Here is a 10,199-nt window from a genome sequence, read left to right as displayed (position 1 = left end):
GGCTCGGGCTCCGCGGCAGCGGCCGGCTCCGCCGGGGCAGCGGCAGGCTCGGCTTCGGCAGCGACCGCCTCGGCTTCGGCGACGGGCTCCGGCTCCGCGGCAGCGACCGGCTCCGCAGCGCCCGCGGTAGCGGTCGGTTCCGGGTCGGCCGGGTGGGGGGAGCGGGCCTCGGGGACCGTGGGGTCCGCCGGGGCCGGGGCCGGGTTCGAGGTCGGGGAGGGGGCCGTCAGGACCGGGGCGCGGTGGTCGCGCGGGGCCGACTGCGGCGGGACGGTCGGGTTGTCGAACGACGCCGCCACCAGCTCCGCCGCCGCGTCCAGCGGCGTGCGTTCGCCCTGGGCGGGGAGCGACGGGGACGCAGCCGTCCCGGCCGACGCCGCGGAATCCTGGACCGGCTCCGACGAGCGGCCGAACACCTTGCGCAACAAGCTCCGAATACCCATGAGCGAGGCCTTTCGCATGAGTGCGTGAGTCATTTGTCCGTGCTGTGCGGAAGATCCCTGCCCAGAGTGGACACGTAAGGTTATCGACCCCGGAGGGCGATCTTCAGGAGGGTCGGGCAGTCGTGGCGCCCACGACCGCCACTCGGGGGAACTCCCGCGCCGACGTGCTCGGTTCACCGATCGTTCATCCCGTCGCCGCCGTGCTGGCGCAACACCGCCCTACCGTCTCGGCTGGATTCGTTCCGACACGTTGTCGGCGCGTGTACTGACCCGGAGGACACCCGTGCGCAAGCTCCTGCCGCTCATCGGCAACCGTCACGGGGGCGGCCGTTCCGCCCTCACCTGCCGCTACCGCTGTGGCGACGCCTGCTTCCACGAGGTGCCGAACACCAGCGACAACGAGTACGCCGGCGATGTCATAGCCCGGACCCTCTCCCGCCGGAACGTCATGCGCGCCGCCGCCGTCGTGACCGTCGCGGGCGCCGGCGCCACCTCCGTCGTGCTCGCCGGCAACAGCACCCCGGCCAACGCCACCCCGGCCCCCGACGCCCAGGCCGCCGCCGCGGGCGCCGACGGCCTCGGTGCCCGCGGCCTGCGCTTCAAGCCGGTCGCGCCCAACACCGCCGACCAGGTCACGGTCCCCGAGGGCTACGCCCAGAACGTCGTGATCAAGTGGGGTGACCCGATCCTCAAGGGCGCGCCCGGCTTCAACCCCGACAAGCAGACGGCAGCCGCCCAGGCGGGCCAGTTCGGCTACAACAACGACTTCCTGAGCCTGCTCCCGCTCGGCGGTGACTACGAGCGCCAGCAGCTGCTCGTGGCCAACCACGAGTACACGGACGAGAACCTGATGTTCAAGGCCTACGACCCGGCCAACCCGACCCGCGAGCAGGTCGAGATCGCCTGGGCCGCGCACGGCCTGTCCGTGGTCGTCGTCCAGGAGGACCACCGCAGCGGCAAGCTGACCGCCGTGACCCGCCACCAGCTCAACCGCCGCCTGACCGCGACCAGCGAGTTCCGGATGACCGGCCCGGCCGCGGGCGGCAACCTGCTGAAGACCTCCGTCGACCCCTCCGGCACGAAGGTCCTCGGCACCCTGAACAACTGCGCCGGCGGCACCACCCCGTGGGGCACCACCCTCCACGGCGAGGAGAACTTCAACCAGTACTTCGCCAACGCCGGCAAGGTCACCGACCCGGCCGCCGCAGCCCGCCTGAAGCGCTACGGCATGACCACCGGCGAGTCCGAGCGCAAGTGGGAGCGTTTCGACAAGCGCTTCGACGTGGCCCAGGAGCCCAACGAGGCCAACCGCTTCGGCTGGGTCGTCGAGCTCGACCCGTACGACCCGAACTCCGTCCCGCGCAAGCGCACCGCCCTCGGCCGCTTCAAGCACGAGGCCGCGCAGCCGCGCCTGACCGAGGACGGCCGCCCGGTCATCTACATGGGCGACGACGAGCGCTTCGACTACTTCTACAAGTTCGTCTCCTCGAAGCGGATGAAGAAGGGCAAGTCCCGCGCGGACAAGGAGCACAACCTGACGCTCCTGGACGAGGGCACCCTCTACGTCGCCAAGCTCACGGGCGACTCCCCGGCCGACCAGATCGACGGCTCCGGCAAGTACCCCTCGGACGGCCAGTTCGACGGCACCGGCGTGTGGATCCCGCTGGCCACCGGCACCACCTCGCACGTCCCCGGTATGACCGCCGAGGAGGTCTACGTCTTCACGCGCCAGGCCGCCGACAAGGTGGGCGCGACCAAGATGGACCGTCCCGAGGACGTCGAGCCCTCGCCTCGCACCGGCCGCGTGTACGTCGCGCTGACCAACAACAGCAAGCGCGGCACCGCCGGCCAGCCGGGCGCTGACGAGGCCAACCCGCGCAACGCCAACAAGCACGGCCAGATCCTGGAGCTCGCCGAGAGCTTCGACGACCCGGCCGGCGACGCCTTCGCCTGGCGCCTGTTCCTGGTCGCCGGCGACCCGAACGACCCGGCCACCTACTTCGCCGGCTTCCCGAAGGACAAGGTCAGCCCGATCTCCTGCCCGGACAACGTGGCCTTCGACCCGCACGGCAACCTGTGGATCTCCACGGACGGCAACCAGCTCGGCTCGCACGACGGCCTGTTCGGTGTCGCCACCGCCGGACCGCAGCGCGGTGAGCTCAAGCAGTTCCTGACCGTGCCGCGCGGTGCCGAGACCTGCGGTCCGCTGATCCAGGACAAGCGCGTGCTCGTCTCCGTGCAGCACCCGGGCGAGATCGACGGCGCCTCGGTCGAGAAGCCGCAGTCGGTGTGGCCCGACGGCCCGGGCAAGATGGTCCGCCCGGCCGTGGTGAGCGTCTGGCGCAAGGACAACCGCAACATCGGTGTGTGAACCAGTCGTTGAGGCATGTTTCACGTGAAACATGCCTCAACGCCACCTCTGGCGCCGGACGTCAACCGCCCGGCGCGAGCGGCAGGCTGAGCTTCGTCACCGCACCCCCGTCCGGGGCGTTGGCGAAGCTCAGCCCGATCTTCAGCACGGCCGCCTGGCCCACCACGATGGTCAGGCCCAGCCCGTGGCCCCGCCCCCGCCCCGGATCACCGGTCCGGAAGCGCCGGGGGCCGTGCTCGATCAGTTCCGGGGGATAGCCGGGGCCGTGGTCGCGGACGACGACCTCCGGTCCGTCCACGGTCACCTCCAGCGGCGGGCGGCCGTGCCGGTGGGCGTTGACCAGCAGGTTGGTCAGGATCCGGTCCAGCCGCCGGTGGTCGGTGAGGACGGTGGCGTCGCGGACCACCGTCACCGACGCCCCCAGCCCGGTCGCGGCGGTGATCCGCCGGACCGTGGGCCCGAGGGGGACCTCGCCGAGGTCGGCCTGTTCGGTGCCGGAGTCCAGCCGGGAGATCTCCAGCAGGTCCTCGGTCAGCCGGTGCAGCGCCTGCAGCCGGTCGTTGATCATCTCCTTGGGGCGGCCCTCGGGCAGCAGCCCGGCCGCCGCCAGCGCGCCCGTCAGCGGGGTGCGCAGATCGTGCGCGACGTCCGCCGTGAACCGCTTCTCCGCCTCCAGCTGGGTCTGGAGCGAGGCCGCCATCGAGTTCAGGGCCAGCGCCACGTCCCGTACCTCGTCGGGGTAGCGGAAGGGCCCCTGGCGGCCCTCGGTGGGGAAGTCCACCCGGGCGTCCAGGTCGCCCGCGCTGATCCGGCGGGCCACGGCGGCCGTGGCCGTCAGCCGGCGGCTGATCCGGGTCGCCAGGAACACGCCGGCCAGGGCCACGAGTCCGGCCGCGAGCGCCGCCGAGGCGAGGATGGCGGCGTCCACCTCCCGCAGCCGGGTCCGGGTGCTCTCGTACGGCAGCCAGATGGCCAGGGCTTTGCCGTCGGCCGGTCCCGCGGCCCACATGACGGGTTTGCCGGCGCGTTCGCCGACCATGCTCCCGGTCTGTCCGCGCGCCACGAGGTCGCGCAGCGGCCGCGGCAGGTCGGGCGGGTCCAGGGCGCTGGCGATGTCGCCGTGGCTGGTGCCGTAGGTGTAGTGGGTGAGGGCGTGGTCGAGGGCCGTGTCCGCCTCCTTGCGGACCTCCCCGACGATCTGCCGGGCGACGACGTTGTGCACGAGGACGCCCAGGACGGCGGCGACCGCGCAGCACACGGCCGTGGTCGTCAGCGCGATCTTCCAGCGCAGGCTGCGCGAGACCCGCATACCGGGCACGTCAGGTTCCGCCGGGGGCGCAGGGCGTGGTGGAGTCCTCGGGGCCCGGGCACTCGTCGACGGTCACCGCGGTCAGCTCCATCACCCCGGCCTTCCGGTTCCACTCGTAGTCGGTGATGGCCACGAGCCGGGGGTTGGACGTGGGCTCGCGGACCGCGAGGTGCTCGGCGGCGACCTCCACGCCTTCGAGCACCCCGTGCCGGGACAGCACCTGGGCGACCGACCCGTCGGGCCGGACGGTGTAGACGCGCAGCTCGCTCTGGCGCCCGTCGATGTCGACGGCCGTGATCAGCTCGGCCTTGCCGTCCTCGGTGAGGTCGTGGAACACCGGCGGCCGCACGGGGCAGCCGGGGCCGCCGTCCGGCTCCGCCGTGCACCGCGCGAGCCGCCGGACGGCGCGCGGGTCCACCAGCCGGCCGGTGCCGCCGTCGCGCCGGGCGGCGTCGGCGACATCGGCCCGTACGACGGCCAGCGGGTCCACGTCGCGCATGCTGCCGCCGGGCTTCGCCCGCACTCCGGGGACCGTCCGGGGCTGTCCGCGGGTCTCCTCCGAGGGGGCGGGTGAGGGCCGGACGTCCCCCCACAGGGTCAGCGGGGCGTGCACCTCGCCCAGGTCGCCGCTGCTGCTCAGCCCCTCGGTGTCGGCGCACCCGGCGGCGGCCGCCAGGAGGACGGCGGCGAGGGCCCGCCGGGCCCGGGGGGGCCGGGGCTCCCGTGGGGGCGGTGGCTCCCGTGGGGGCTGTGGCTCCCGCAGCGCCGGCAGGGGCCGCAGGCCGGGGAAGAGGGGCGGCATGCTCCGATGCTCCCCCGCCCCGGCGGGGCGGGCCTGGGCAGTGGGCCGTTCGGGGGAACGGGAATGGGGGCCGTTCCGGCGCGCGGGGACGGAGCCCGGTGCGGCTCCGCGCGCGGCTGTGCGCGGGCTCCGCCGCGCGGGTCGGGCGGGCTGCGGCGGTGCCGGTTCTCCCGCCCGGCGCGGAGCCGCTCGTGCGGCAGTCCCGCGCCCCTGGCGGGGCGCACCAACGGGGCCCCGGCCTCGCGGGAGTCATGGCGGTAGCGCTCTGCGCGGAGCCGCTCGTGTGGGCAGCCCCGAGCCCCTCACGGCCCCGCCTCGCTCACGGGGTCCGGTGTCGGGGTTCCTCCACGGCCGGGGCGCAGATGGCCAGGGCCGCCACCAGTTCGTCGTGGACCGGGGCCAGGACGGAGTCCTCGGCCGGCGGGTCCGGGAGCGGCGCGGAGGCGTCGGCGGGGGTGAGGTGGCCGCGGACGTCCTCGGCCAGCCGGCGCACCCTGGCGGCGAGGTCCGCGACCTCCTGCGCCGCGGGCGGCTCGGCACCGTGGTTGACCCGCACCCGGGCGGCCGTGGTGGTGTCCACGATCCGCTCGACCGCGATCACCAGCGGGAACCAGGCGGCGGCCCGCTGCCCGGTCGGCGGCGGCTCGGTCAGCGCCCGCTGGAACTCGCTGCGTACGTCGGACAGGTCGCGGTAGATCCGCCGGCGTGCCTGGAGCCGGGCCTGGCGGGCGGCGGGCACCGCGGCGGGGGACGGGAGCGGGGCGAAGGCCCGCTCCACGTACCGGGCGGCGTCGTCCACGGTGTCGGCGAGCCGGTCGCCGATCCGGGTGTGCCAGCTCTCGGGCCACAGCAGGTAGCCGAAGACCAGCGTGATCGCGCAGCCGATCAGGCTGTCCAGCAGCCGCGGCCGGATCAGGTCGAAGCCCTGGTGGCTGAGCAGGTCCGACAGCAGCAGGATCACCGGGGTGATCGCGGCGGTCTGGAAGGCGTACCCCTTGGCCGAGAACGCCGGTACGAGCGCCGCGAGGACCGCCATCACCGGCACGTCCCACCAGCCGCGCGGCACCTCCGCCAGCACGGCGGCGGCGATCACCAGGCCGCCCGCCGTGCCCAGCGCGCGCAGCACCGCCCGGGAGAAGACCGAGCCGAAGTCGGGTTTCAGGACGAAGGTGACGGTCAGCGCCACCCAGTAGGAGCGTTCGACCTCCACCAGGGACACCAACGACTGCGCCAGCCCGATGCACAGCGCGAGCCGCAGCCCGTACCGCCAGGAGGCCCGGGACAGCGCCATGTCCCGCAGGCCCCGGCGCAGGCGCACCCGCAGGGCCGCCGGGCGGCCGAGCCGGTCGTCCACGTTGTACGGGTCGGCGTCGGGCAGGTGGACGATCTTCTGCGCGTGCCGCAGTGCCGCGTCCAGGGCCCGTTCGACCGGCGTGTGCGCGACGGGCAGGGAGAGCCCGGGAGCCCCGGTGCGGCCCTCCTCGACGGCGTCCGCCAGCTCCCGGACGGCGGCCGGGACCTCCGGCGGCAGCCGTCGCCCGCGCAGGTGTGCGGCGGGTGCCGCCTCGACCAGCGGGATGACGGCGCCCAGCTGGGCGAGCAGGCGCACGAGTGAGGGAGAGCGGTCGTGCACCCGGGCCCGCCGGCCGAGCACGAGGTCGTAGGCGTGGTTGAGGGCCTCGGTGACGGCGTGCCGGCGCTCGTCGTAGAGGGGGCCGCGGCCGGCCGCCTCCAGCAGGTCGGCCAGCGCCCGGTAGGTGTCCGCGACGGCGGCCCGCTCCGGCTGCCGGCCCCGCACCGGCCACGCCAGCAGGGTCAGTACCAGCACGAACAGTCCGCCCGCGAGGAGCAGCAGCGGGGCCGTCCACCACGGCTGCGGCATCGCCAGTCCCGCCCCGACGACGGCGTTGAGCAGGAGCAGCAGGCCGGAGGCGGAGGCGACCGTGCCGATCGACGAGATCATCCCGGAGACCAGCGCGATCAGGGTGAGCGCGCCGACGGCGACCCAGCCGTGGCCGTAGACGAGGGTGCCCAGCGCCATCCCGACGGCGCCGACCACCTGCGGGACGGCGATGTTGAGGACCCGCATCCGGTAGGCGTCGGCGGTGTCGCCGATCACCCCGGCGAGCGCACCCATGGAGGCCAGGGCGCCGTACTCGGGCTCGTCCAGGGCGAATCCCACGGCGAGCGGGGTGGCGAGGGCGACGGCCGCGCGCACCACGGCGGCCCAGGGGACCGGTTCGGGGGCCGGCCTGAGTCCTTCGAGCAGCCAGGCGGGCGGCGCCAGCGCATGGGGCCGGGCCCGCCGTGACGGTATCTGTTCGGTGCTCATTGCCGTGTCGTGCCGCTTCCGTGCCGCTTCCGTGCCGATGCCGCCGCCACTGCTGCTGCGACGGCCGCTGCGAAGGCCGCTGCCACCGCTACTCGCTCGCGAATCGGTTCTTCTGGGACGTTCTCGGGATGTTGCGTACGTTCCGAGCTTATGGGGTACGGCGCAGCCTCCCCGCCAGCCAGGCCGCCAGGGCCGCGCCGAGTCCGATGACGAGCACCACCCAGGCGGTGGTGCGCAGGAACGCGGTCAGGGCGTCGTAGACCGCCTCGGCGGCCGGCCGGGAGATGTCGGCCGGCAGGTCGTCCAGGGAGATCCGGCGGCACAGGGCCACCGCCGCCCACAGCAGGACGCCGCCCAGGGCCAGGCCGAGCCCGGTCGCCATCACGGCGCGGCGCCGCCGGACGGCCACGGCGACCGCCGCGACGGCGGCGGCGACGGTGAGCAGGGGGAGCCAGATACCGGCGGTCCGGAGCATGCGGAACCCCTTCCTGAGCGCGCCCAGGTTGTCGTACTCCATGACCTCGGCGCTCACGTGGGTCTCGGGGATGCGGTCGGCGAAGGGCACCCCGTCGGCGACGAGTTCGGCCTTGACCTCGGCGACGACCGGGGCGAGGTCCACGGTGACGGCGTTGCCGTCGCCCGTGGTCAGCGCGTGGAGGAACGCGGTGTGCGCGGCGCGGTTGGCGGCGTCCCAGGCGGTCCGGTAGGCGGGTGTGCCGGCGAACGAGCGCAGCGCCTCGGCGATCAGCTCCTCCACCCCGCCCTGGAACGGCCCCACGTCGATCTGGCCCGAGATGGCGCGCGTGGCCTGGGTGACGACGACCTCCTGCACGGCCGGGTTCCGGGCGAGCGGGGCCATGGCGGCGGAGTACCGGTCGGTGTCGCCCAGCTCGCGGTCGGCCCAGTACGCGACGGCGCTCGTGGGGACCAGGAGGACCACGAGCGCGACGAGTACGGCCGACAGGAAGGTGCGCACGTCACCAGGGAAGGCCGGGGCGACGGCCCGCCGCGAACGGCGCTGCGCCGCGCGGGTGCAGGGATCCCCCGTGCGGGGTATCCCTCTTGCACCTTTCTAATCTGGATATCTAGTATCCAGGTTATGAGGATGGGTGAGGGCGTCGAATGGGCGCTGCACAGCTGCGTCAACCTGGCCTGGGCCGGGCCCGACCGGGCGGTCTCGGCGGCCCGTCTGGCGGCTTGGCACGACCTGCCGACGGCGTACCTGAACAAGCAGCTCCAGGCCCTGGCGCGGGCGGGCATCGTGACCTCCGCGCCCGGCCCCCGGGGCGGCTTCCGGCTCGCCCGGCCGCTCGCGGACATCTCGCTCATGGACGTGGTCGCCGCCGTCGAGGGTCCCGAGGAGGCCTTCCGCTGCGCGGAGATCCGACAGCAGGGCCCGGGCGGCGGACCGGCCGCGTCCTACGCCGCCGAGTGCGCCGTCGCCCAGGCCATGGGCCGGGCCGAACTGGCCTGGCGCCGCGAGCTCGCGGCCCAGAGCCTCGACGACGTACGGCAGCAGGCCGAACGCCAGGCACCGGACGCCCCGCGGCAGCTGCGCGACTGGCTCGCGTCCCGCTGACCAAGAACCGAAGACAGACCGAAGCACCGCAGACGGACCGAAGACCGAAGACCGAAGACCGAAGACCGAGGAGCTTGGACATGACCCGCACCATCACCAACCCGGCCGGCCTCCACAACCCCACCGACTACGGCTACAGCCACATCGTCTCCGCCCCCGGCGAGCAGGTGTTCATAGCCGGCCAGTACGGCTCCGACGAGCAGGGCCACGTGGTCTCCGACGACTTCGAGGCCCAGGTCGCGCAGACCTTCGCCAACCTGCGCACCGCCCTGAAGGCGGTCGGCCTCGGCCCGGAGCACGTCGTACGCATCGGCACGTACATCGTCGGCCACGACGAGGAGAAGCTGGGCGTCCTGCTGGGGCACCTGCACGCCACCTGGGGCACCGAGCTCCCGGCCCAGACCCTGATCGGCGTCGCCACCCTCGCGCTGCCCGGAATGCTCTTCGAGATGGACGCGGTCGCCGTCCGCCCGGCTCACCCGACCGAGTGATCCACTTGCCGCCCGCGCGCGGCGGGTGTGCCCTTGGTGGGTGGGGGAGACAAGGAGCCCTGCCATGGCACACGCGGCACCCACCGTCCGCCGGCGGCACCCGGCGACGAGGACACACGCGGGGCAGACGACCAGGGAGTCGCTGATCCGCGCGCTGATGCTGGGACTCGTCTACGGGGTCTACGCGGCCTTCCTGCAGCGCCAGATGGGCCCCGTCGACGCGGGCAACATCCTCTTCGGGATCCTGACCGGCGCGATCTTCGCGGCCTGCATGGTCGGGATGCACCGCGTCGCCCCGCGGCTGATGCGGGAGCTGCGCGCCACGATGTACGGCGCCTTTGCGGGCATCGCCATGGGGTACCTGTACAGCCTGACCGGCGACAGCGTGCTCCGCTCCACCGGCATCGGCCTGCTGGTCGGTGCGGGCGTCGGGGTGGTCGCCTTCTACCGCTACTACACGCACGAGCCGTAACGGCCTGCGCTCGACCGCGGACCGGCCCGGGGCACTCGCCGGGGCCGGTCCGCGGTGCGGCTGCACGCGGTGCGGTTACACGCGCTGCGGCTGCACGCGGTGCAGCTGCACGCCCTGCGGCTACTCGCCCTGCGGCGCGTGGCTGCGGCCGCCGGACTCGGCGGCCTCGGCGTGGCCGCCGTCGGCGGTCGACCGCGGCCCCGGGGCCGGCCGGGCCGGGGGGGGGATTCGGCAGAACTACGGGCGGGACAGGGGGGTTATGGCGGGGGGGGGGGGGGGTGGGGCGGGGGTAAAACCAGGGGGGGGAGAGGGGGGGGGGGGGGGGTTCCCCTACCCGGCCCGTAACAGCGGAAGGGAACACACCCAACCCCGCCGCCGGGGCACACCACCCCCCGGGGCG

8 protein-coding genes and 1 pseudogene are annotated in these 10,199 nt (G+C 74.3%); 4 read left to right on the top strand and 5 right to left on the bottom strand.

Annotated elements, in window-relative coordinates:
• Positions 1–443: pseudogene (locus GPJ59_RS27815) on the bottom strand (VWA domain-containing protein); the annotation flags it as partial.
• A gap of 283 nt (positions 444–726) precedes the next feature.
• Here GPJ59_RS27815 and GPJ59_RS27810 point away from each other — a divergent pair.
• The gene (locus GPJ59_RS27810; protein WP_219670448.1) at positions 727–2,814 is read left to right on the top strand and encodes a PhoX family protein; all 2,088 of its coding nucleotides are present in this window, start codon (positions 727–729) and stop codon (positions 2,812–2,814) included.
• A gap of 61 nt (positions 2,815–2,875) precedes the next feature.
• Here the strand turns inward: GPJ59_RS27810 and GPJ59_RS27805 are convergent, their stop codons facing one another.
• From GPJ59_RS27805 to GPJ59_RS27790, 4 genes are all read right to left on the bottom strand, one after another.
• Positions 2,876–4,123 (bottom strand): sensor histidine kinase, encoded by a 1,248-nt coding sequence (locus GPJ59_RS27805; RefSeq protein WP_219670451.1) that lies wholly within the window; start codon positions 4,121–4,123, stop codon positions 2,876–2,878.
• Positions 4,124–4,133: 10 nt separating this feature from the next.
• Positions 4,134–4,925, bottom strand: a complete 792-nt coding sequence (locus GPJ59_RS27800; RefSeq protein ID WP_258025014.1) for a hypothetical protein — start codon at positions 4,923–4,925, stop codon at positions 4,134–4,136.
• A 319-nt stretch (positions 4,926–5,244) separates the two neighbouring features.
• Positions 5,245–7,257: an FUSC family protein gene (locus GPJ59_RS27795; protein ID WP_219670447.1), complete on the bottom strand. Its 2,013-nt coding sequence runs from the start codon at positions 7,255–7,257 to the stop codon at positions 5,245–5,247.
• A gap of 148 nt (positions 7,258–7,405) precedes the next feature.
• Positions 7,406–8,233, bottom strand: a complete 828-nt coding sequence (locus tag GPJ59_RS27790; protein WP_219670446.1) for a hypothetical protein — start codon at positions 8,231–8,233, stop codon at positions 7,406–7,408.
• Positions 8,234–8,362: 129 nt separating this feature from the next.
• On the opposite strand from GPJ59_RS27790, the gene GPJ59_RS27785 reads away from it, so the two are divergent.
• The 3 genes from GPJ59_RS27785 to GPJ59_RS27775 all read left to right on the top strand — a co-directional run bounded on the left by GPJ59_RS27785 (position 8,363) and on the right by GPJ59_RS27775 (position 9,799).
• Complete coding sequence (locus tag GPJ59_RS27785; protein WP_219670449.1) at positions 8,363–8,836, top strand: RrF2 family transcriptional regulator; 474 nt, start codon at positions 8,363–8,365, stop codon at positions 8,834–8,836.
• Positions 8,837–8,916: 80 nt separating this feature from the next.
• Positions 8,917–9,327, top strand: a complete 411-nt coding sequence (locus tag GPJ59_RS27780; RefSeq protein WP_219670445.1) for a RidA family protein — start codon at positions 8,917–8,919, stop codon at positions 9,325–9,327.
• Positions 9,328–9,391: 64 nt separating this feature from the next.
• The gene (locus GPJ59_RS27775; protein WP_219670444.1) at positions 9,392–9,799 is read left to right on the top strand and encodes a hypothetical protein; all 408 of its coding nucleotides are present in this window, start codon (positions 9,392–9,394) and stop codon (positions 9,797–9,799) included.
• The last annotated feature ends 400 nt before the right edge of the window (positions 9,800–10,199 follow it).

The sequence above is a fragment of the Streptomyces bambusae genome (assembly GCF_019400985.1).
Classification (GTDB): domain Bacteria; phylum Actinomycetota; class Actinomycetes; order Streptomycetales; family Streptomycetaceae; genus Streptomyces; species Streptomyces bambusae_A.
Note: the sequence above shows the minus strand (reverse complement) of the source record. Positions and strands in the feature narration are given on the sequence as shown.